The organism is Salipiger bermudensis HTCC2601 (assembly GCF_000153725.1).
Taxonomy (GTDB): domain Bacteria; phylum Pseudomonadota; class Alphaproteobacteria; order Rhodobacterales; family Rhodobacteraceae; genus Salipiger; species Salipiger bermudensis.
On record NZ_DS022277.1, the window covers coordinates 683,108 to 705,413 of the forward strand.

General features: G+C 66.1%; 20 protein-coding genes. 7 read left to right on the plus strand and 13 right to left on the minus strand.

Annotated features, from left to right (window positions below; all coding sequences use genetic code 11):
* From R2601_RS22175 to chvE, 9 genes are all read right to left on the minus strand, one after another.
* The gene (locus tag R2601_RS22175; RefSeq protein ID WP_007802938.1) at positions 1 to 990 is read right to left on the minus strand and encodes an aldose epimerase family protein; all 990 of its coding nucleotides are present in this window, start codon (positions 988 to 990) and stop codon (positions 1 to 3) included.
* A gap of 1 nt (position 991) precedes the next feature.
* The gene (locus R2601_RS22180) at positions 992 to 1,840 is read right to left on the minus strand and encodes an SMP-30/gluconolactonase/LRE family protein (RefSeq protein ID WP_007802940.1); all 849 of its coding nucleotides are present in this window, start codon (positions 1,838 to 1,840) and stop codon (positions 992 to 994) included.
* A gap of 93 nt (positions 1,841 to 1,933) precedes the next feature.
* Positions 1,934 to 3,442 (minus strand): aldehyde dehydrogenase (NADP(+)), encoded by a 1,509-nt coding sequence (locus R2601_RS22185; RefSeq protein ID WP_007802941.1) that lies wholly within the window; start codon positions 3,440 to 3,442, stop codon positions 1,934 to 1,936.
* Positions 3,443 to 3,455: 13 nt separating this feature from the next.
* Positions 3,456 to 4,385: a dihydrodipicolinate synthase family protein gene (locus tag R2601_RS22190; protein WP_007802943.1), complete on the minus strand. Its 930-nt coding sequence runs from the start codon at positions 4,383 to 4,385 to the stop codon at positions 3,456 to 3,458.
* Between the two features lie 15 nt (positions 4,386 to 4,400).
* Entirely contained in the window at positions 4,401 to 5,327 is a 927-nt protein-coding gene (locus R2601_RS22195) for a Gfo/Idh/MocA family protein (RefSeq protein ID WP_007802945.1), read from the minus strand.
* Positions 5,327 to 7,072: an L-arabinonate dehydratase gene (araD, locus tag R2601_RS22200; RefSeq protein ID WP_007802947.1), complete on the minus strand. Its 1,746-nt coding sequence runs from the start codon at positions 7,070 to 7,072 to the stop codon at positions 5,327 to 5,329. The genes R2601_RS22195 and araD overlap by 1 nt, the downstream gene beginning before the upstream one ends.
* A 74-nt stretch (positions 7,073 to 7,146) precedes the next feature.
* Positions 7,147 to 8,340, minus strand: coding sequence for a multiple monosaccharide ABC transporter permease (gene mmsB, locus R2601_RS22205; protein ID WP_007802949.1), 1,194 nt, complete (start codon positions 8,338 to 8,340; stop codon positions 7,147 to 7,149).
* Positions 8,341 to 8,352: 12 nt separating this feature from the next.
* Positions 8,353 to 9,906, minus strand: a complete 1,554-nt coding sequence (gene mmsA / locus R2601_RS22210; RefSeq protein WP_007802951.1) for a multiple monosaccharide ABC transporter ATP-binding protein — start codon at positions 9,904 to 9,906, stop codon at positions 8,353 to 8,355.
* 150 nt (positions 9,907 to 10,056) lie between these two features.
* Positions 10,057 to 11,106 carry a multiple monosaccharide ABC transporter substrate-binding protein gene (gene chvE, locus R2601_RS22215; RefSeq protein ID WP_040545869.1) on the minus strand — a complete coding sequence of 350 codons (1,050 nt, stop codon included), beginning with the start codon at positions 11,104 to 11,106 and terminating at the stop codon, positions 10,057 to 10,059.
* A gap of 153 nt (positions 11,107 to 11,259) precedes the next feature.
* On the opposite strand from chvE, the gene R2601_RS22220 reads away from it, so the two are divergent.
* A complete protein-coding gene (locus R2601_RS22220) occupies positions 11,260 to 12,177 on the plus strand; it encodes a LysR family transcriptional regulator (protein WP_007802955.1) in 918 nt (305 codons plus the stop codon).
* A gap of 36 nt (positions 12,178 to 12,213) precedes the next feature.
* Here the strand turns inward: R2601_RS22220 and R2601_RS22225 are convergent, their stop codons facing one another.
* Genes R2601_RS22225 through R2601_RS22235 form a run of 4 tightly spaced genes read right to left on the minus strand, consistent with a single transcriptional unit; the run spans position 12,214 to position 15,616 of the window.
* The gene (locus R2601_RS22225; RefSeq protein WP_007802957.1) at positions 12,214 to 12,966 is read right to left on the minus strand and encodes a sulfite exporter TauE/SafE family protein; all 753 of its coding nucleotides are present in this window, start codon (positions 12,964 to 12,966) and stop codon (positions 12,214 to 12,216) included.
* Positions 12,966 to 14,462, minus strand: a complete 1,497-nt coding sequence (locus tag R2601_RS22230; protein WP_007802959.1) for an aldehyde dehydrogenase family protein — start codon at positions 14,460 to 14,462, stop codon at positions 12,966 to 12,968. The genes R2601_RS22225 and R2601_RS22230 overlap by 1 nt, the downstream gene beginning before the upstream one ends.
* Positions 14,463 to 14,478: 16 nt before the next feature.
* Positions 14,479 to 14,868: a hypothetical protein gene (locus R2601_RS26715; RefSeq protein ID WP_144266941.1), complete on the minus strand. Its 390-nt coding sequence runs from the start codon at positions 14,866 to 14,868 to the stop codon at positions 14,479 to 14,481.
* Between the two features lie 22 nt (positions 14,869 to 14,890).
* Positions 14,891 to 15,616: a FadR/GntR family transcriptional regulator gene (locus R2601_RS22235; RefSeq protein WP_007802961.1), complete on the minus strand. Its 726-nt coding sequence runs from the start codon at positions 15,614 to 15,616 to the stop codon at positions 14,891 to 14,893.
* A gap of 163 nt (positions 15,617 to 15,779) precedes the next feature.
* On the opposite strand from R2601_RS22235, the gene R2601_RS22240 reads away from it, so the two are divergent.
* The 6 genes from R2601_RS22240 to R2601_RS22265 all read left to right on the plus strand — a co-directional run bounded on the left by R2601_RS22240 (position 15,780) and on the right by R2601_RS22265 (position 22,246).
* Positions 15,780 to 16,565: a transporter substrate-binding domain-containing protein gene (locus R2601_RS22240; protein ID WP_050768484.1), complete on the plus strand. Its 786-nt coding sequence runs from the start codon at positions 15,780 to 15,782 to the stop codon at positions 16,563 to 16,565.
* Positions 16,566 to 16,615: 50 nt separating this feature from the next.
* On the plus strand, positions 16,616 to 17,287 hold the full coding sequence (locus R2601_RS22245) for an amino acid ABC transporter permease (protein ID WP_007802965.1): 672 nt from the start codon (positions 16,616 to 16,618) through the stop codon (positions 17,285 to 17,287).
* Positions 17,287 to 18,024 (plus strand): amino acid ABC transporter ATP-binding protein, encoded by a 738-nt coding sequence (locus tag R2601_RS22250; RefSeq protein ID WP_007802967.1) that lies wholly within the window; start codon positions 17,287 to 17,289, stop codon positions 18,022 to 18,024. The genes R2601_RS22245 and R2601_RS22250 overlap by 1 nt, the downstream gene beginning before the upstream one ends.
* 32 nt (positions 18,025 to 18,056) lie before the next feature.
* Positions 18,057 to 19,331 carry a cysteine desulfurase-like protein gene (locus tag R2601_RS22255; protein WP_040545717.1) on the plus strand — a complete coding sequence of 425 codons (1,275 nt, stop codon included), beginning with the start codon at positions 18,057 to 18,059 and terminating at the stop codon, positions 19,329 to 19,331.
* Positions 19,332 to 19,634: 303 nt separating this feature from the next.
* Positions 19,635 to 20,483, plus strand: coding sequence for a MurR/RpiR family transcriptional regulator (locus R2601_RS22260; protein WP_007802972.1), 849 nt, complete (start codon positions 19,635 to 19,637; stop codon positions 20,481 to 20,483).
* Positions 20,484 to 20,668: 185 nt separating this feature from the next.
* Positions 20,669 to 22,246: an ABC transporter substrate-binding protein gene (locus tag R2601_RS22265; RefSeq protein ID WP_050768485.1), complete on the plus strand. Its 1,578-nt coding sequence runs from the start codon at positions 20,669 to 20,671 to the stop codon at positions 22,244 to 22,246.
* The last annotated feature ends 60 nt before the right edge of the window (positions 22,247 to 22,306 follow it).

The following is a 22,306-nucleotide window of genomic DNA, read 5'->3' on the forward strand; positions in this document are numbered from 1 at the left end:
TTATGTGTTGCGGAACCTGTATGTCGTCCGGTTGCGATGGATCTGGCCGGGACGGACCACCGGGTTCGGAAAGGTCGGATGGTTCGGGGCGTCGGGCCATTCCTGCGTCTCCAGCGCGATGGCGGCGCGTGGCCCACAGGCGGCACGGTCGGGATCAGGCCCCGCCGGCGCTGCGATGTGATCGGCGGTATAGACCTGGAGCCCGGGGGCATCGGTCTCGACCTCGAGCTGCAGGCCCGACGGTGCCGTGAGCCGAGCCGCAGGCCCTGTCCCGCGTGCGAGACAGAAGTTGTGATCGATCGTTTGCGGGCCCAGAGACCGCGGACGTCGAAAATCGAAGGGCGTGTCCGCGACGGACGCGATTTCGCCGGTCGGGATCTGCTCTGCGGTCACCGGCAGGTAGCGTTCCGCCGCGATCTGGAGACGACACTGGTCAATATTGCCCTCATCGCTCAGCGCGAAATAGGAATGATGCGCGAAGGAGAGCGGGCAGGGCGCCGAGGGCGTGGCTTCGGTCACGATCTCCAGGCAGCTGTCTTGGCAGCGGTAGGTGGTGGTGATGGCGAGCTCTCCGGGAAAGCCCATGTGGCCGTCGGGCAGTTCGAGCGCGAAGGTGGCGTGATCGGCGCCATGATCGACCAGGTCCCAAGGCAGGGTTGCAGTGCCGTCGTGACCGCCATGAAGGCAGGTGCGGCCTGCTTCGTTGCGGTCGAGCGTCACCTCATGGCCGTCGAGTGTGAACCGCCCGCCGCCGATCCGGTTGGCGTAGCGGCCGACGGTGGCGCCGAAATAGGCCATCGCGCCAAGATAGGGCGCGAGGCTGGAGGCGCCGAGCACCAGAGGATGCGACACCCCGTCAAGCCGCAGGTCGCGCAGGCGGGCGCCATGGCTCAGGAGCGAGGCGCGCAGCGCGCCACGTCCGATCTCGACCTGCATGACCTGCGTGCCGTCCGGGAGTGTGCCGAAGGCGGTGACCTGGTCGCGTGCCATGTCAGGCCCGCACCCGCGGCTCGGCCAGGCCCGCGACCGGGCCGTCGGCCTGATAAAGCAGCCCCTGCGCCGCGTCGGGATGCTCGATCCCCTCACGCGCGGTGGTGATGTAGAGTCGCCGCAGGTCAGGACCGCCGAAGGCCGGGCAGGAGCTGTGCCGTCCGCCCACGAGGATCTCCCGGTCGAACTGCCCGTCGGGGAGGTAGCGCGCGACCCGGCCCGCGCCCCACTGGGCGTTCCAAAGCCCGCCCTCGGCGTCGATCACCGCTCCGTCGGGAAACAGCCCCTGCGCGCGCAGGTCGAGGAAGACCTCGCGCTCCCCGCACGGCCAGCCGTCCGCGTCGAGCTCGACCCGCCAGATGATCTGTCGGCGCGTGTCGGCGAAATGGGCGGTCCTGCCGTCGGGGCTGAAACAGATCGCGTTGGGGATCGAGATGCTGTCGTAGAGCCGGGTCACCTTGCCATCCAAGTAGCGATAGATTGCCCCGGCCCCCGGCTCCGCGTGTTTGCCCATGGTGCCGATCCAGAAGCCGCCTTGAGGGTCGGCCCGGCCATCGTTCGAGCGGGTGCGGTCATCCTCTGCCTCGATCTCCGCCAGCCGCTCGCGTTGGCCCGAACCGATGTCGAAGCGCCAGAGCCCGGTCTCGGAGGCGAGCAGCAGCGTGTCGCGGTCGATCCAGCCGGCGGCAGAGTGCATCTCGTCGAACTGCCACGCCAGCGGACCGGTGGCGTCGAAGGACAGCAACCGCGCGCTCAGGATATCGAACCAGAACAACTGCTGCCGTTCCGGGTGCCAGAACGCGCCCTCGCCCAGCTCGCAGGGGCGCGTGTCGCAGATGGTCGCGGTCATGGCGTCACACCTTCGGGCCGGAACGACGGGGGCTTGGGAGCACTCTGGCCGGTTTGGCCCCCGTCCCGCAAGAAGCCGGTCGCGTCACGACGGTCATTGCAGGTCCCGTGGCAGCAGCGCTTCGGGGAGGTTCTGGTAGCAGACCGGGCGCAGGAAGCGCCGGATCGCCATGGTCCCGACCGAGGTCGCGCCGAAATTCGTCGAGGCGGGGTAGGGGCCACCATGCACCATGGCATCGCAGACCTCGACCCCGGTGGGGAACCCGTTGGCCAGCACCCGGCCCGCCATGCGCTCGAGCACCGGCAACAGGCGTTGCGCCAGAGGAGTGTCGTCCTCGCCCATCATCAGCGTTGCGGTGAGCTGCCCGGCAAAACTCTTGGCGACGGCCAGCATCTCGTCCGCGTCGTGGACCACGATGGCGATGCCCAGCGGGCCGAAGACCTCGTGGCCCAGCGTCTCGTTCTCCATCCACTCCGCGCCGGTGGTGCGCAGCAGGTAGGGCGCGGCGTTGCGCAGATCGCAGGTCGAGGTCATCACCTCCTGCACGCCGCTCTGCGACGACAGCGTCTCGGCCCCGGTGCGGTAGGCATCTGCGATGCCCTCGGTGAGCATGGTCTGCGGCGCGGTCTCTTCCAGCGCCGCCTTCGCCGCGGCGAGGAAGGCCTCGGTCTCGGGGCCTTCGATCAGCACAAGAGCGCCGGGGTTGGTGCAGAACTGCCCGGCCCCCATGGTGAGCGAGCCGGCCCAGCCTTTGGCCATCTCCTCGGCGCGCGAGGCCGTCGCGGCGGGCAGGAAGAACATCGGGTTGATCGAGCCGAGCTCGCCGAAGAACGGGATCGGCTCGGGGCGCTGCGCGCAAAGATCGAACAGCGCCTTGCCGCCGCGCAGCGAGCCGGTGAAGCCGACCGCCTTGATCAGCGGATGCCGGACCAGCGCGCCGCCGACCTCGTGGCTGCCGCCATGGATCATCGAGAACGTTCCGGCGGGCATCCCGGTGGCCTCGATGGCGGCGTGGATCGCCTCGGCGACGACCTCGGCGGTGCCGGGATGGGCCTCGTGGCCCTTCACCACCACCGGACATCCGGCGGCGAGGGCCGACGCGGTGTCGCCGCCGGCGGTGGAGAAGGCCAGCGGGAAGTTCGAGGCGCCGAAAACTGCCACCGGGCCGGTCGGGCGCTGCATCATCCGCAGGTCCGGGCGCGGCAGCGGCGCGCGGTCGGGCAGTGCTTCGTCATGGCGGCGGTCGAGATAGGCGCCGTCGCGGATATGCGCCGCGAAGAGCCGCAGCTGGCCGGTGGTGCGGCCGCGCTCCCCCTCGAGGCGGCCGGCGGGCAGGCCGGTCTCGGCGGTGCCGATCTCGGTGATCGTGTCGCCGCGAGCCTCGATCTCGTCGGCGATGGCCTCGAGAAAGGTGGCGCGGGTCTCGCGCGTGGTGGCGGCGTAGGCCGGGAAGGCCGCCTCGGCAGCCTGTGCCGCCGCGTCGACCTGTGCTGGCGTCCCCTTCGAGACCGCGATCGGCGTGCCGGCGACCGGTGTCGAGGAGAAGGTGTCGTCGCTGCCGACCCAAGCGCCGGCGATCAGGTGTTTGCCGTGGAAAGTCATATCGTTGCTCCTCTTATTTGCCCCAGCGCAGCGCCATGATGTCGAGATCACGCGCGAGCTCCAGAAGCCGGGTGCGGGTGCGGGGCGTCATCGGCTTGAGCGGGTGACGCACATGGTCCGAGGCAATCACGCCGCCTTCCTTGTAGATCACCTTGCAGGCGCGCAGACCGCACTGACGGTTCTCGTGGTTGATCAGCGGCAGGCAAAGCTGCCACTGCGCCAGCGCCGCCGCCTTGTCGCCGGCGAGGTAGTGGCTGACGATGGGGCGGATCTTCTCGGCGAACATACCCGAGGTCATGGTGCCGGTGGCTCCGGCATCGAGATCGGCCAGCAGCGTGACCGCTTCTTCCCCGTCAAAGGGGCCGATGATGTCGCTGCCGCCTGCGGCAATCAGCGCCTCGAGCTTGTCGGCGGCAAACGGGGTTTCCATCTTGAAATAGCAGACATTCTCGATCTCGCGCGCCATCTTGGCCAAGAGCGGCACCGGCAGCGTGACGCCCGAGAGCGGCGCGTCCTGGATCATGATCGGGATCGAGATCGCGTCGGAGACCGCGGCGAAATGCTCGAAGATGCCGTCCGCCGCGGGCACCAGTCCGACGCCGTGATAGGGCGGCATCATCATGAGCATCGCGGCGCCGAGCGATTGCGCGTGGGTCGCGCGTTCGATCGCCACCTGGGTCGAGAAATGCGAGATCGTGACGATCACCGGAACCCGGCCCGCCACATGCTCGAGGCAGAGCTTGGTGAGGACGCGGCGCTCCTCGTCGGAGAGCACGAACTGCTCGGAATAGTTGGCAAGGATGCAGATCGCGTCGACGCCCTGATCGATCAGGCAGTCGAGCGTGTTCTTCATGCCCTGAAGGTCGAGCGTGCCATCCTCGAAGAAGGGCGTGGGCGCGACGGGCAGGATGCCGGTGAGCGGGGTTGTCTTGAGGTCGGTCACGAAAATTCCTCGACGTCAGAAATGGAAGGGGGCGACGGTCTCGCGCCGGCCCAACAGGAAGGCATCGGCGACGTGGCGCATCGGCGAAAGGTCCATGTCGATCCGGCCGTTGCGCACGAGCTGCGCCATCTTGGCGTAGAGCCGGGGGTATTCCCCGGCGAGCCCGGTGAGCGCCTCGCCCGCGGGGGCGCCGTCGACGAACATCTGGGCGCCGCCATGGGTGAGCCGCAGCGTGCCCTCGGCGCAGATGGCCTCGATCTCCCAGGTCTGCTCGCCCTCCTGCCGGAAGTCGAAATCACAGCTGACCGCCGCATTGCCGGGGTGGCGGAAGCCGAGCGTCGCCGCGATCGGCGCTTGCCGGTTGTCGGGGAAGGAGAGCACCGCCTCGCGAAGGTGGATCGCGTCGGGCAGGATCTCGGTCAGGATCGACAGCGCGTTGATGCCGGGATCGAACACGCCGAGCCCGCCGGGCTCGAAGATCCAGTCCTGCCCGGGATGCCAGCGCCGGACATCCTCGCGCCACGTGATATGAAGAGATTTCAGGGTTTTGTCCGCGAGCCACGCCTTGGCGGCGGCAACCTGCTGCGCCTCGCGCGAGTGCCACGTGGCATAGATCGACAGCCCGCGCGCGCGCGCCATGCGCTCAAGCTCGGCGCATTCCGAGAGCGTCGCGCCCGGCGGCTTCTCGAGCATCACGTGCCGCCCGGCGGCCAGCGCCTTGGCGGCGTACTCGAAGCGCGGAACCGGGGGCAGACAGAGAGACACCACCCGGATCTCGGGGCAGGCCTCGAGCATCGCGTCGAGGCTGTCGAAGGCGTCGACCCCGTCGACCGTGCCGGAGCGCGAGACCGTGGCGGCAAGCTCCCAGTCTTCAGACGCCGAGAGGGCGGGGACATGCTGGTCGATGGCGATCTTGCCGATGCCTGCGAGTGCGATCTGCATCAGTGCGAGTCCTTTCCGACGGCGTTGCCCCGGCAGCCCTTTAGGAAGTCGAGATCGGCGCCGGTATCGGCGCCCTCCACGTGCTGCTGGTGCAGCCAGCCATAGCCACTCTCAAAGCGCTCCGAGGTCGGAACCCAGTTGGCAAGGCGCTCGGCCAGCTCGGCCTCGGAGATGTCGAGATGCAGGCGCCGGCCCGGCACGTCGAGCTCGATCATGTCACCGCTGCGCACCACCGCCAGCGGACCACCGGCTGCGGCCTCGGGCGAGGTGTGCAGGACGACGGTGCCGTAGGCGGTACCCGACATGCGCGCGTCCGAGATCCGCACCATGTCGGTGATGCCCTTTTGCAGGATCTTCGGCGGCAGGCCCATGTTGCCGACCTCGGACATGCCTGGATAGCCCTTCGGACCGCAGTTCTTCAGCACCATCACGCAGGTCTCGTCGATGTCGAGATCGGGATCGTTGATGCGGGCCTTGTAGTCGTCGATATCCTCGAAGACGACGGCACGGCCCTTGTGCTGCAGCAGGTGCTTCGAGGCGGCCGAGGGCTTCAGCACCGCGCCGTTCGGCGCGAGATTGCCGCGCAGAACGGCGATGCCGCCTTGCGGGGTGAGGCCCTTGCCGACCGGGCGGATGACGTCCTCGTTGTGGTTGAGCACGTCGCGAACCTCGTCCCAGATGCTCTCGCCCGAGACCGTGAGCGCGTCCTTGTGCAGAAGGCCCGCCTCTCCGAGCCGCTTGAGCACCACCGGCAGGCCGCCGGCATAGAAGAACTCCTCCATCAGGTACTCGCCCGATGGCATGAGGTTGACGATGGTCTCGACATCGCGGCCGCAGCGGTCCCAGTCGTCGAGCGTGAGGTCCACGCCCTCGACCCGGCCCGCGATGGCCAGCAGGTGGATCACCGCGTTGGTCGAGCCGCCAATGGCCCCGTTGGTTCGAATGGCGTTCTCGAAGGCCTGCTTGGTCATGATGTCAGATGGCTTGAGGTCATCCTTGACCATCTGCACGATGCGCCGCCCCGAGAGCTGCGCCATGACTCGGCGACGGCTGTCGACCGCCGGGATCGCGGCGTTGCCCGAGAGCGCCATGCCAAGCGCCTCGGCCATCGACGCCATGGTCGAGGCGGTGCCCATGGTGTTGCAGGTGCCGGTCGAGCGCGACATGCCGGCCTCGGCCTCGAGGAACTCTTCCTGCGTCATCTCGCCGGCCTTCACCGCCTCGGAGAACTTCCACAGGTGGGTGCCGGAGCCCACGCGCTCGCCGCGGAAATAGCCGTTCAGCATCGGCCCGCCGGTGACCACGATCGAGGGCACGTCGCAGGAGGCAGCGGCCATCAGCAGCGAGGGCGTGGTCTTGTCGCAGCCCACCATCAGAACCGCGCCGTCGATGGGTTGGCCGCGCAGCTGCTCTTCGATCGAGAGCGCCGCGAGGTTGCGGTACATCATCGCCGTCGGGCGGAAGGTGTTCTCGGAGGCCGAAAAGGCCGGAACCTCGACCGGGAAGCCGCCGGCCTCCCAGATGCCCGCCTTCACCTTCTCGGCCAGCTCGCGCAGGTGGCCATTGCAGGGGGTCAGGTCGGACCAGGTGTTCATGATCCCGATGATCGGGCGCCCGTCGAAGAGATCGTGCGGATGGCCTTGGTTCTTCAGCCAGCCGCGGTGGTAGATCGTGTCGCGGGAATTGCCGCCGTACCATTCCTGCGAGCGCAGGCGCCGGGGCCAGGGGGCAGGTTTGAAGGTCATGTCGGTCGGTCCATTGCTAGGGAGATCTTGGCAAGGCGGGCAGGGCGCGACAGCCGCGCGCCCGTGATGGCGCCTCAGGCCTTGTTTTTCTGGTAGACGTCGAAGAACACCGCGGCGAGCAGCACGAGGCCCTTGATGACCTGCTGGTAGTCGATGCCGATGCCCATGATCGACATGCCGTTGTTCAGCACGCCCATGATGAAGGCGCCGACCACCGCACCGATGATCTTGCCGGAGCCGCCGGACATCGACGCGCCGCCGATGAACACCGCCGCGATCACGTCGAGCTCGAAGCCGAAACCGGCCTTGGGTGTCGCGGTGTTGAGACGGGCGGCAAAGATCAGCCCGGCCAGCGCCGCGAGCATCCCCATGTTCACGAAGGCCAGGAAGGTGAGCCGCTCGGTCTTGATGCCCGAGAGCTTGGCCGCCTTCTCGTTGCCGCCGAGCGCATAGATGCGGCGGCCGAGCGTGGTGTTCTCGGTGATGAAGGCATAGATCAGCGTCAGGACCACCATCGAGATCATCACGTTGGGCAGGCCACGGAACCCCGCGAGCTTGTACATGACGTAGAACAGCGCGCCGCTGACGATGATGGTGCGCGCCCAGAAGAAGGCGGCGGGTTCTTCCTCCATGCCGTACTTGCGGTTGGTGATGCGCTGGCGCAGTCCGAGCCAGACGATCAGCATGACCGCGATGACCCCGGCGACCAGCGCCGTGCCGTTGGGGCGGCCAAGCCCGGTAAAGTCGGGGATGAAGCCGGTCGAGAGCGACTGGAAGCTGCGCTCGAACGGGCCGACGGACTGGCCCTCGAGCAGCCACAGCGACAGGCCGCGGAACACCAGCATGCCCGCCAGCGTGACGATGAAGGCCGGGATCTTCCAGTAGGCGACCCAGTAGCCCTGCCAGGCACCGATCACGATGCCGGCCACGAGGCAGGCCGGGATCGTGGCCCAGACCGGCCAGCCCCAGTTCACCATCATCACCGCCGCCAGAGCGCCGATGAAGCCCATCACCGAGCCGACCGAGAGATCGATATGCCCGGCCACGATGACGATCAGCATGCCGAGCGCCATGATGATGATATAGCTGTTCTGCAGGAACAGGTTGGTGATGTTGACGGGTTTCAGCAGGGTGCCGTCGGTCACCACCTGGAAGAAGAGCATGATCGCGATGAGCGCCACCAGAAGCCCGTATTCTCGCAGGTGCTTCGACAGGTACTGAACGAGACTTCCGCCGTTGTTCCCGCGTTTGTTTTCAGCCAGTTCCAACTGTCCCTCTCCCTATTCCGCCGCGCCCATGGCGGGCTCGTCGACCACGTCGGTCACGATCATCGACATGATCCGCTCCTGGCTCGCTTCGGCTGCACTCAGCTCGCCGACCAGCGCGCCCTCGTTCATCACGTAAATCCGGTCGCACATGCCCAGAAGTTCCGGCATCTCCGACGAGATCATCACCACGCCCTTGCCCTGCTCGGACAGGCTGTTGATGATGTTGTAGATTTCAAATTTCGCGCCCACGTCGATGCCGCGCGTGGGCTCGTCGAGGATCAACACCTCGGGCTCCGAGAACAGCCATTTCGACAGCACCACCTTCTGCTGGTTGCCTCCGGAGAGGTTCATCACCTTCTGGAAGACCGAGGGGGTCCGGATGTTCATCGCCTGCCGGTAGCGCTCGGCCACGCGGGTTTCCTCGCCCTCCGAGATGATGCCGTTGCGCGAGACGCTGGGCAGGTTCGCCAGCGTGGTGTTCTTCTGGATCGTCTCCTCGAGGATCAGGCCCAGCGACTTGCGGTCCTCGGTGACATAGGCGAGCCCGGACTCGATGGCGCGCCCGACGGTCGAGGTGTCGACCTCGCGCCCGTGCATCTTGACCCGGCCCGAGATGTTCTGGCCGTAGCTGCGGCCGAAGATCGACATCGCAAGCTCGGTCCGGCCCGAGCCCATCAGCCCGGCGATGCCCACCACCTCGCCGGCGCGGACCCGGAACGAGGCGTTGCGGATCACCTGCCTGTCCTTGTGCTCGGGGTGCCAGACCGACCAATCCTCGACCTCCATCAGCATCTCGCCGGCGCGATGCGGGCGTGGCGGGTAGCGGTTCGACATGTCGCGGCCCACCATGTCGCGGACGATGCGGTCCTCGGTGATGTCGTCGGTGCGGGTGTTCATCGTCGACACGGTCGCGCCGTCGCGGATCACCGTGACGCTGTCGGCCACGCGGCGCACCTCGTTGAGCTTATGGCTGATGATGATCTGGGTGACGCCCTGCGCCTTCAGCTCGAGCATCAGGTCGAGCAGCGCCTGGCTGTCGTGCTCGGACAGGGCCGCGGTCGGCTCGTCGAGGATCAGCAGCTTCACGTCCTTGGACAGCGCCTTGGCGATCTCGACCAGCTGCTGCTTGCCGACGCCGAGGCTGTCGACCAGCGTGCCCGGCGGTTCGCTCAGCCCGACCTTGTCGAGCAGGTCGGTGGTCATCCGGAAGGTCTCGCGCCAGTCAACGACACCCTTGGTGGCGCGTTCGTTGCCGAGAAAGATGTTCTCGGCGATCGACAGCAGCGGCACCAGCGCCAGCTCCTGGTGGATGATGATGATCCCCAGCTCTTCGCTGTCGTTGATGTCGGCGAACTGTGCGGTCTGGCCGTCATAGCGGATTTCGCCGTCATAGGTGCCGGCGGGATAGACGCCGGAGAGCACCTTCATCAGGGTCGACTTGCCGGCGCCGTTCTCACCGCAGATGGCGTGGATCTCACCCCGGGCCACCGTCAGGTTGACGTTGTCGAGCGCCTTCACGCCGGGGAATTCCTTGGTGATGGCGCACATCTCGAGCAGGGATGTCATGCCGTTGACCTCTCGTATTCAGGGGTGGGATCCGCGCGGGGCGGCGATGCGCGCCCGCTCCGTGGGAGACCGGTGCGGATCCCTCTGGGTCGACGCCGTGGCCGGCCCGGGTCCGGGCGTCCGGGGCCGGTGGCCCCGGCTCCGGTTTGCTCAGAACTCCGAGGCGTCGTGATAGCCGCTCTCGACGACGATCTCTTCCCAGTTCGAGCTGTCCACAAGCACCGGCTTGAGCAGGTAGGACGGGACCACCTTCTCGCCGTTGTCGTAGGTCTCGGTGTCGTTGATCTCGGGCTCGGTGCCGTTCTGCAGCGCCTCGACCATGTCGACGGCCACGCCCGCCAGTTCGCGGGTGTCCTTGAACACGGTGGAATACTGCTCGCCGGCGATGATCGACTTCACCGAGGGCAGCTCCGCGTCCTGACCGGTGACGATGGGCATCTCGAGATCGCCATTGCCGTAGCCCACACCCTTGAGCGAGCTCAGAATGCCGATCGACAGCCCGTCATAGGGGGACAGGACGCCGTGCACCCGCTCATCGGTGTAATGCGCGGAGAGCAGGTTATCCATCCGCGCCTGCGCCACCGCGCCGTCCCAGCGCAGGGTACCCACGGTGTCCATGCCCATCTGGCCCGAGACGATATTGATGGTGCCGTCATCGATCAGCGGCTGCAGCACCGACATTGCACCATTGTAGAAGAAATACGCGTTGTTGTCGTCCGGCGAGCCGCCGAACAGTTCGACATTGTAGGGCCCGTCGCCGAACCGCTCCTTCATGCCGTCGACCAGGGACGAGGCCTGCAGAACGCCGACCTGGAAGTTGTCGAAGGTGGCGTAATAGCTGACATAGGGGCTGTCGCGGATCAGGCGGTCGTAGCTGATCACCTCGATATCGGCGTAGTAGGCATTCTCCAGTGCGTTCGAGAGCGTGGTGCCGTCGATCGCCGCAATCACGAGGACATCCACGCCGCGGGTGATCATGTTCTCGATCTGGCTGACCTGGTTCGGGATGTCGTCTTCGGCATATTGCAGGATCGTCTCGTAGCCGGCGGCCTGAAGCTGCTCCTCCATCGAGTTGCCGTCGGAAATCCAGCGGGCGGACGACTTGGTCGGCATGGCGATGCCAATCAGGCCGTCGGCATAGGCGCCGGTAGCCAGCACGAGAGCGGCGGCCGAAACGGCCGCAAGTGACTTGATAGTCATGATCTCCTCCACATTCGCGGCCGGCTCCTCACGCCTTGGTGGCCGCTGATCAGTTCCTGGTCTCCTCAACCATCAACTGCGTAGCGCTTTCGATCTATATCTGTAAAATGCTATTATGAAAGAAATGCATATCATTTCAGGTATGGCGACCGGATGGATCTGAGCAGACGGCTGAAGCCGAACCACCTCAAGTTGATCGATGAGATCGCGAAGAAGCAGAAGCTGCAACTCGCGGCCGAGGCGCTGTCTATCTCGCAGCCGGCGGCAAGCCGGATGCTGGCGGATATCGAGACCAATATGGGCACGCCGCTATTCGTGCGGCACCCCCGCTGGATGGAGCTTACCCAGGCGGGGCAGGCGGTCCTGCGCCACGTGCGCGTGGTCCTTTGGGAGCTCGAGACGCTCGAGGCCGAGGTCGAGAGCATCGCGGGCGGCCGGTCAGGCGTGGTGCGGGTCGGAGCGGTGACCGGTCCGGCGGTGGGCTGCCTGATGCCGGCGCTGCGCAAGGTGAAGGACGAGAGCCCCGATATCGAGACCACGATCGAGGTCGGCCCGTCGGTGCAACTGGTTCGCGGCCTGCGCGAGGGTCGGCTTGATTTCATTATCGCGCGGCTGACGCCGGAGCAGGACAGCAGCGAGTTCCACGTCTACCCGGCCCGCTCGGAGCGCGTCACGCTACTGGTGCGCGACACGCATCCGCTGGCGGGCGTACCGGATCTGCCCCTCGAGGCGGTGGCGGGTTACGAATGGGTGATTCAGGAGCGCGGCTCTCCGATCCGGCAGGCGGTGGAGGCGGCGTTCCTCGAGGCCGGCACGCCGGTGCCGGCGAACGTCTCGAACTCCTCGTCGCTGTTGATCGTGCTCTCGATCATCGCGCAGGCGGACGTGATCTCGCCGCAGTCCGAGGAGGTCGCCGAGATCCTGACCGGCAGCGCGCTCGGGGCGCGGCTGGTGGCGCTGCAGATGGCCTGCGACATGACGGTCTCGCCGTATTTCGTCCTTTCCAACCGCAGCCAGCAACTGCCGCGCGCCTCCGAACGGGTTCTGAAGGAAGTGCTGAGGCGGTTGTGAGCAAGGCCCCGCGCGCGGCCCGAGATGACCTGACAGCTAGAGCATCGCGGACAGGCCACGCGCGCCGGCCGAGAGGGCGGTCGCGAGCAGCACCGAGAGCGACACCAGCCGGTAGCGTTTCTCGCTGGTCAGCGCGAACAGCCTGCCGCCGAGCCAGGTGCCGCCAAGCATCACCGGAAAGGCACAGAGCGCCGCGACGAGGTCGCTGCCGTGCAGGAGGCCTGCGACGGCAAGACCGGGCAGCGCGATGGCGGCGGTGATGGCCACGAAGATCATCAGGCTCGCCCGCATTCGCGCGGCGGCTGCGCCCGTATAGAGGAAATAGGTGATCGCCGGCGGTCCCGGCATGGCGGCAAGCCCGCCGAAGAATCCCCCCGCGAGCCCGGCCGGAAAGGCCAGCCGCAGCGCCCCGGCACCGCGCGGTTTCTGCGGCAGCGCCAGCATCGGGATGGCAAGGCAGATGATCGCCGCGATCACCACGCGCATCACGTCGGGATCGAGCCAGCCCAGAAGCAGGATGCCCGGCGGCGTGCCGATCAAGGCGCCAAGGCCCATGCGGCCGAGCTCGCCTCGGTCGAATTGGCCGTGGAGGCTGATCAGGTCGCGCACCCCCACGAGGCACTGCAGCAGCACCGCGATCACCACCGCCTGCGCTGGCGGGATCACGAGGCTGAGCAGCGGCACCGCGGCGAGCGCGAAGCCGAAGCCGGTGAGGCCGCGGAGCACCGCCGCGATCCCCACCACGCCGCAGATCTCTGCGATCGTCACGAAGGAAAGACCGGTCAGCATCAGCTCATCGATAGCACGACGGTCTTCTTGCGGGTGAAATGTTCGAGCATCGACTCGAGCGAGGCCTCCTTGCCAAGCCCCGAGCGCCCAAAGCCGCCATAGGAGAGGTTCGGCTGGATGGTGAAGCCGGCATTGACCTGCACGAATCCCGCATCGAGCTGCTTGGACGCGGTCAGCGCGGTGGCGAGGTCCTTGGTCCAGATCGAGGCGGCGAGGCCGAACTCGGTGTCGTTGGCCTGCGCCATGACCTCGTCATAGCTGGTCCATTTCCGGATCACCGTGACCGGGCCGAAGATCTCTTCCTGCACCACCGGGCTCTGCGGGTCGATGCCGAGAACCAGCGTCGGCTGAAGGAAGAGATCGGGCGCGACCGTGTCGGCCTCGGGCAGTTTTGCGCAGCGGATCACCTCGGCCTCGGGCGCGGCATCGGCCAGCGCGACGTAGCCTTTCACCTTTGCCACCTGCTGCGGCGAGGAGATGGTGCCGATATCGGTGGCCTCATCGAGCGGATCGCCGATCACCAGGGTGTCGAGCCGCGCCTTCAGCGCCGCGACAAAGGCGTCGTGGATGTCCGCGTGCACGTAGATCCGGCTGGCGGCAGTGCAGCTCTGGCCCTGCCGGGTAAACCGCATGCCGGTCACGGCACCTTCGACGGCGCGCTCGAGATCGACATCCGCGCAGACGATCATCGGGCTCTTGCCGCCGAGTTCGAGCGACACCGGGATCAGCCGTTTCGCGGCCGAGATGTAGATCTTCTCGCCGACGGCTTCCGAACCGGTGAAGGTGATCTTGGCAACGTCGCGATGATCGACAAGCGCCTGTCCGCATTCGGCACCGCTGCCGCAGACCACGTTGATCACTCCCTCGGGCAGCAGCGCGGCCAGCATCTCGGCGCAGGCATAGGTGGCGAAGGGGGCGACCTCGGAGGCCTTGATCACCACCGGGTTGCCGGCAACCAGCGCCGGCGCGATCTTGAGCATCATCAGCACCAGCGGCACGTTCCACGGCAGGATCGCACCGACCACGCCCACCGGCTCGCGGGTGGTGGCGGCGAAGACGTCAGGGGCGAATGGAAGGGTCTCACCCTTGATCTCGGAGCCCAGCCCGCCGAACATCTCGAGCAGGTCGGCGGCGACGCGGATCTCGCCGCGGCACTCGGTGCGGATCGCCTTGCCGGTCTCGCGGGCCAGCAGATGCGCCAGCGGCTCGAGTTGCGCCAGCATGATGCGGCCGGCTTCGGCCACCAGCCGGCCGCGCTCGCGCGCCGGGGTCTCGGCCCAGTCATGCGCGGCGGCCTTTGCGGCGGCGACGGCGGCATCCACGTCGGCGGCGTCGTTGGCGGCCACCTCGCCAAGCACCGTCATGTGGGCAGGCTCGATCACCTCGATGGCGTTGGCCGAAGGGACGAGCCTGCCGCCGATCAGGGCAACCTTGGAATAGCGGTCGCGCCAGAGTTCGGCCTGCGCGGCGGGGGAGATATCGTGCGTGTCTTTCATCTGTCCTTGCCCGGGCTCAGGCCCGGTTATCCTTGAAATGATACCAGTGATCGGCGCAGCGCTGTCCGATCCGGCGGAGCGGCGTCGGGACGCCATGACGGGGCAGGGCGCCCCGGAAGATCGTCAGGTCCGGGATAGACGTCCTGTCGCCGGCTGCAAGCTGTGCAAGCCACCGCCCGGCCTGCGCAGGACGCATCGCGCCGTTTTCCGGTGTCGCCGATGCTGGAGTAGATCGAATTTTCGGCATCCACGGAACGATCCCGCGCATGAGCTGGTGGCCGAGATGACTCCAGCCCACCGCGCTTGGGTTGGGCGCAAAGGGCTCTGGTCGGCTTGGTGGGCCGGTCAAAGGACCCTCTCGCTGCGCGAGGCCATAGCAGCGACCAAGCCCGTGGAAATCCGTCATGCGTTCGTTCCGCGCCGCCGGTCTACGGGCCGTCAGCCTCGCTGTCCTCCACGAGAAGCGCCCCGGCAATCGAGGCCGTATTGCTGATATGAGTGCGCATCGTGAGGGCCGCCATGGCACCATTGCGTGCCCTGAGAGCTGCGAGGATCGCGTGATGTTCCGAGATCGAAGCCTCCATTCTCGAAACCTCGGTGTTCGGGATCGGAACCCTCTGGCTTTCGGTCAGCACGTCATGAATGGACCGGTAGAACATGCGCAGCATCCCGTTCGGGCAGGCGTCGGCGATCTGCGAGTGGAAATCGAGATCGGCCTCCACATGCGCCAGAAGATCACCCTTTCGCCAGGCCTGTTCGAAGGTCCGCGCGGCGGCTTCGAGCGCTGCGAGTTGTACGTCCGTCATCACCGGGGCCGCGAGGCGACACATCTCGCTTTCGATGACGAGCCTCGTCTGAAACACTTCGGTGATCGAATAGCGGGCATCATGTCGCCAGTTCTGGCCGGCCTTGGGCGCGCGCGTGCGCTCTCCGGTCACGAAGGTGCCGCGCGCGGGCAGCGTACGGATGAGCCCGAGCGTTTCGAGGGTCAGAAGCGCCTCGCGCAAAGAGGCGCGGGAGACACCCAGTCGCTCCGACAGGATCCGCTGCGAGGGAAGCTTGGCATCGGGAGGGAATTCGCCGCTACGGATCATCTCCTGAATCCGACGCGTCACGACCTCCGTGACCGGCAGCTTTCCAAAGTCTTCTTCCATCGCTCTGTTCCTAATTCTGAGCATTGCCTGCGGCCGCGGCTCTCGCAGCGCCGAAATTAGTGATTGCACACTTGCAAAAATCTTGCCAGCGTGATCCTACCGGTATGACTGGTCTGACCGGTTGATCCGAACGCTTCGGATGCAAGACAACAGGGAGAAAAAGATGCTCAGAAAATTCATCGTTCCGGTTTGGGTTGTCGCCGCTGGCGCAGGTGCTGCGGCTCAGGCGCAGGACGCGCTCGAGGTCGGTGCGAATATCGGCAACGTGCCTTGGGAGTTCCAGGACGAGAGCGGCGAATTCGTCGGCTTCGAGGTCGAGCTCGCAAACGCGGTTGCGTCGCAGCTCGGACGCGAGGTGGAGATCGTCAACATCCCGTTCAACGGGCTGTTCTCGGCGGTGCAGTCGGGCCGCATCGACATGGCGATGTCGTCGATCACCATCACCGACGAGCGCCTGCAGTCGGTGAGCTTCGCGCAGCCCTACTATGACAGCGACCAGTCGCTCACCGTTGGCGCCGAGGGTCCTGCCTCGCTGGACGAGATGAAAGACAAGGTCGTCGGTGTCGACACCGGCTCGACCGGCGACATGTGGGCCACCGAGCACGCCGAGGACTACGGCTTCGCCGACATTCGTCGCTACGAGGGCCTGCAGCCGGCCATGCTCGACCTGACCGCTGGCCGCATCGACGGCTACATCTCGGACATCCCGGCGCTTCAGTACTACGTGAAGGACAAGCCCGCTCTGGAGGTCGTGCAGCGCATCGAGACCGGTGAGAAGTACTCCTTCATGTTCGCCAAGGACGCGGAGCTGGCCACCGAGGTCAACGAGATCCTCAGTGGTCTGAAAGAGGACGGGACGCTCGCGGAGCTGCACGAGAAATGGTTCGGCGCAGCGCCCGAGGCCGGAACCTCGACGGTGACCGTTCTCGACATGCCGAGCGCCCAGTAAGCGCGCGCGATCCGGGCGCGGGAGCGCCCGGGTCCCTGCAGGGGATCCAGATGGACTTGTTCGAAACCTTCCTCAATTTCGAGGTGCTCGCCCGAAGTTTTCCGATGTTGCTCAAGGGGCTCTGGCTCACGCTCAAGCTGGGCGCCGCGAGCATCCTGGCTGGGCTCGTGCTGGGCCTCGCGCTGTGCATGATGCGGCTCTATTCGGTGCGGCCGGTGCAGATCCTCACGCGCATCTACATCGACGTCTTCCGCTCGATCCCGCTGCTGGTGCTGCTCATAATCGTTTACTACGCGCTGCCCTTCGTCGGGGTGCGGCTCTCGCCCTTCGCGTCGGCCATGACCGCGCTCACGATGGTCTCGGGGGCCTACACGGCCGAGATCTTCCGCTCGGGGATCGAGGCCATCCCGAAAGGCCAGTTCGAAGCCGCCGCGGCCCTGGGCCTCGGTCATCGCCAGACCATGGTCGACGTCATCCTGCCGCAGTCGATCCGCATGGTGATCCCGCCGCTGACCAACAATTCGATCAACGTCGTCAAGGACACGGCGCTGGCCTCGGTCGTGGCGATGCCGGACCTGCTGAAGCAGGCGACGCAGGCGCAGGCGCTTGCGGCCAACCCGAGCCCGCTCATCGGTGCCGCGGCGATCTATCTCGCGTTTCTGCTGCCGCTGGTGCTGCTGGTGTCGCGTCTGGAGCGGCGGCTCAACCGGGGGAAAGCATGATGTCGGGCTATATCAGCATCCGGAACCTGCAGAAATTCTACGGCCACTATCACGCCCTGCGCGGCATCGACCTCGAGATTGCGCGCGGTGAAGTGGTGTGCGTTGTCGGCCCTTCGGGCTCGGGCAAGTCGACACTGATCCGATGCATCAACAGGCTCGAGGATTTCTTCGCCGACAGTGCCATCCATGTCGACGGCGTGCCGGTGTTGCCCGGGGCCAATCTGGCCAAGGTGCGCGCCGAGGTCGGCATGGTCTTCCAGAGCTTCAATCTCTTTCCGCACCTCACCGTGCGCCAGAACATCATGCTCGCGCCGCGCCGCGTGCGGGGAACGACGAAGGCCGCGGCGGCCGCCCAGGCCGACCAGCTGCTCGCGCGCGTCGGGCTGGAATCGCAGGCCGAGAAATACCCCAGCGGCCTGTCTGGCGGCCAGCAGCAGCGCGTGGCGATCGCCCGTGCGCTGGCGATGGAGCCGCAGGTGCTGCTCTTCGATGAGCCCACCTCGGCGCTCGATCCCGAGATGGTCGGCGAGGTGCTCGACGTTATGCGCGACCTCGCGCAGACCGGCGTGACCATGGTGGTTGTGACCCACGAGATGGGTTTTGCCCGGCAGGTCGCCGACCGCGTGATCTTCATGGATGGCGGCGAGGTGATCGAAAGCGCGCCGCCCGCGGAGTTCTTTTCCGCCCCGCGCGAGACGCGCACCCGCAACTTCCTGCACGCCGTGCTGGACCACTGAACACCACTTCGAGACAGACACAGGGGCAGCCGATGTCAGAGTACACAGATCAACTGGATATGGAGTTCGTGCGCGGCCAGTTTCCCGCGTTGGCCAAGGACTGGGCGTTTTTCGACAACGCTGGCGGCTCACAGACGCTGCAGGGCGCGATGGACCGGATCGTCGAATTCCTCACCCATCGCGACGTGCAGATCGGCGGCAGCTACGAGATCTCGCAGCTTGCGGCGGAGGCGCTGATGGATGGGCGCCGCGCCGCTCAGACCTTCGTCAACGCCGCGCGGCCCGAGGAAATCGTGTTTGGTCCCTCGACCACGGTGTTGGTCCAGACCCTCGCGGCCGCCATGCGCAGCCAGTTCGAACCCGGCGACGAGATCATCGTGACCCATGCCGACCACGAGTCCAACATCGGGCCGTGGGAGCGGCTGCGCGAGTTCGGTGTGGAGATCAAGGTCTGGCCCATCGACACGTCGTCGATGCAACTGCGTCTCGAAGACCTCGCGCCGCTGATGGGGCCGCACACGAAGCTGGTCTGCGTGCACCATGTCTCCAACATTCTGGGGTCCATCAACCCGGTCGGCGAGATCGCAGATTTCGTTCACAGGCACGGTGCGAAGATCTGTGTCGACGGCGTCGCCTATGCGCCGCATCGCGCCATCGATGTGACCGCATGGGATGTCGATTACTACATCTTCAGCCTCTACAAGTGCTACGGGCCTCACACCGCGGTCATGTATGGCAAGTACGAGCTCCTGGCCGAGCTCGACGGGCTCTATCACTACTTCTACGGCAAGGATAAGGTCCCCGGGAAGCTCGAGCCGGGCAATCCGAACTACGAGCTGGCCTACTCCATGACGGCTGTGGTCGAGTACGTGCAGGCGCTGGGTCGCCGCGCCGGATCGGATGCGGAGGGGCGCGCGTTGTTCGAGGCCGGCTTCGCGGCCATAGCGCGTCAGGAGGAAGTGTTGACCAACCGTCTGCTGGATTGGCTGGGCGCGCGCAACGACTGCCGGGTGATCGGCGATCCCGGGAATGGCGGCAACCTGCGCGTTCCGACGATCTCCTTCCGTGTCGAGGGCGTGAACTCGGGGGCAGTCGCGCGTGGGATGGACGACCACAAGGTCGCGATCCGCTTCGGCGATTTCCACTCGCGCCGTTTGGTCGAACGTTTGGGGGAAGATCACGACGACGGCGTCGTGCGCGTCTCGATGGTGCACTACAACACCCTCGCAGAGCTCGAGCGCATGCTCTCGGCACTGCCTGACGTTCTGAGCGGCGCCGAGCTGACACTGGCGGCGGACGCGGATTGAATAGCATCGCCAGCGGAGGCCTGTGGCGCGGCTGTGATGGTCGCGCCCGCTGGGCGCGCCCGACGCCTCGGACCACAGCAGTCCGGGCGTCTGTGGGGCTTGGCTCATCCCTTCGTCCGGGTGAGTTGCAGAAGCGGCGTTTCCTGCGGTTGTCCCCGGGGGCGTGATGCCCTTCACTGTCAGGGGCAGTCCTGACCGTCGGTTGGAGGGTGCCCCTGCAGGTGCACCGCTTCTATGGGGCACGACCATTGCAGCCTGCCAGGCTGTACAATCAGAGACCCGGACAGCCTCAGGACGAATGCCATGGACCAGACCTATCACATCGCACAGCGCCTTTTGCTGGCCTACGACGAGATGCCGCGTGGAGAGCGGCGGCTGGCCGACCTTCTGCTCGAGGATGTCGGCGTGCTCGCTTACATGACCGCAGGCGATATTGCTGATCAGGCAAACGTGTCGAAGGCCACCGCAGCACGGCTCTTCCGGCGGCTCGGCTATCGCGGCTATCGCGAGGCACAGCACGAAGTGCGCGAGAGCCAGTCCGCCAAGCCCACGGCGCCCGAGGTTCCGGCGTTCTCGGGCGGGTTTCTCTCTCCGGGAGAGTATCTCGATGCTGAGGTGAAGCATCTCGTGCGGACCTTCGAAAGCCTTCCGGCAGAACAGATGTCGGAAGCCGTCGAGATCCTCTGCCGCGCCGCCAAGCTCTGGGTGGTGGGCTTCGGCGAAGGCTATCCACTGGCGCTCTTCGCACGCGCGCTGCTCATCAAGGTCTTTCCGGACATCCGAATGATCCCCCTGAGCGGCTTTCCGGTGCCGGAGGAATTCGCCTCGATCAGCCCCGAGGACGCGGTGCTGGCCTTCGGCGTCGGTCGGCGCACGGCCGAGCTGCGCAACGTGATCGGCTCGTCACGGCGCGCGGGCGCCAAGGTCATCCTCGTCACCAACTCGCTCGCGGCGGGCGACAAGCGGGGCGCCGACCTGATCCTGCGCGGTCGCTCGGAAGGGCCGACGGTCTTCGGTTCGATGACCGCGCCGCTGAGCCTCGTCACCTATCTCTGCGCCCGGGTTGCGACGCGGACCGGCGATTCGGCGCAGAGGCGACTCGACCACATCGAGTCGATCCATTCGCAATGGGCTGAAGAAAGCAGCAAATGAGATCGCTCGGTTTTCAGAACTGAAAAGAACGATCTGCCGCGCACGTGAAAAAGATTCATTTATGAAAATCGACATGTCGTTTGTGAACCTTTTTCTTGCGCCGGCCTGTATCCTGCCCGGAGCCTTGTCTGCATGTCGCTCCTCGATCCGAGGCGACGCACCGCGACTTGATGGAGATGAGGAACATGGACGACACACGCAGAAGACTGCGCGGATTGCCCGCGCTGCCCGGGCTCGCGCTGACGGCGTCACTGACACTCGGCGCGACAACGGCCAGCGCTCAGGAGCTTGTCTGGGCACGCTATGGCGACATCGACAGTCTCGACCCGCACCGCGCCACAAGCACCCTGTCGATGCAGGTCTGGGACCAGATCTACGATACGTTGCTCGCCTTCGACATGGAGGGGAACCCCGGGCCCAACATGGCCGCAAGTTGGGAGGCCAGCGAGGACGGGCTGGAGTACACCTTCACCCTTAACGAGGGGATCATGTGCCATGACGGCACGCCGTTCGACGCCAATGACGTGAAGTTCACCATCGACCGGGCCTTCGGCGACACGCCGAGCCTGACCAAGACCAGCTGGGGCCCGATCACCGACGTGACGGTCGTCGATCCGCTGACCTTCAAGGTCACTCTGGCAAGCAAGTTCGGCGCCTTCCTGCCGTTCCTCGCCGACAGTTTCTCGTCGATGATCTGCGACAGCAACACGGCCGAGACCTTCGGCTCGACCACCGCCATTGGCACCGGGCCGTTCAGTCTTGACGAATGGGTCAAGGGCAGCGAGGTCGCGCTGTCGAAGAACCCGGATTACGTCAATTACGGCGAGCCCTACGACAACGAGGGAGCCCCTCATATCGACAGGCTGCTGATCCGCACTGTGCCGGAGGCTCAGACCCGCCTCGCTGCGCTGCGCACCGGCGAGGTGCATATCGCCGAACCGCCCTTCGATGACATCGAGGCCATCAAGGAGGCCGGCGAGCTGGAGATCATGGTCGCCGAGAACACCGGTCAGGACGTGTTCTGGGAGTTCACCACCTCGCGTGCGCCCTTCGACGACATCCGCGCCCGGCAGGCGGTGGCCTATGCCACCGATCCGCAGATGGCGATCGACATCATCTACGGTGGCCTGACCAACCGCGAGTGGTGCCCGGTGGCGCGCGGTGTCTTCGGCAACGACCAGGAGTTCTGCAAGCAGTACGGCTACGAGTACGACCCGGAAAAGGCCAAGGCGCTGCTCGCCGAGATGGGCTACGGCCCGGACAATCCGCTCGAGACGACGATGTTCGTCTGGACCGGTGGCAACCGGCACAAGCTGGCCGAGATCTTCCAGTCGCAACTGGCGCAGGTCGGCATCGATGCGGGCGTCGAGATCATGGACATCGGGACCATGAACGCCCGTGTGAAGGCGCAGAACGAGGACACCACCTCGGACGAGCCTGGCACGTTCGACATGATGACCTGGTCCTGGTACGACCCGGATATTCTCTACCAGCTGTGGCACTCGCCGGGCGCCTATTCAGGCTACCAATCGCCCGAGCTCGACGCGATGCTCGAGGAAACCCGCACCACGATCGATCCCGACGCCCGGCTTGAGAAGGTGCAGGCGGTGATCAAGTACCTGATGGAAAACGCAGTGCATATCGGCCTCTACAGCCCCGGCTGGGAGTGGGTCTTTGCGGTGCGTCCCGAAGTCGAGGGGTTCAAGGTCGGTCCCTTCCTGCACCCGAACTTCCTTGACGTGACGGTGGTGAGCGGGGGCTGAGGACCGTCCCCCCAACGGATCGCTTCCCCTCACGACCTCGGCGCGCGGCCTTGCTCCCGC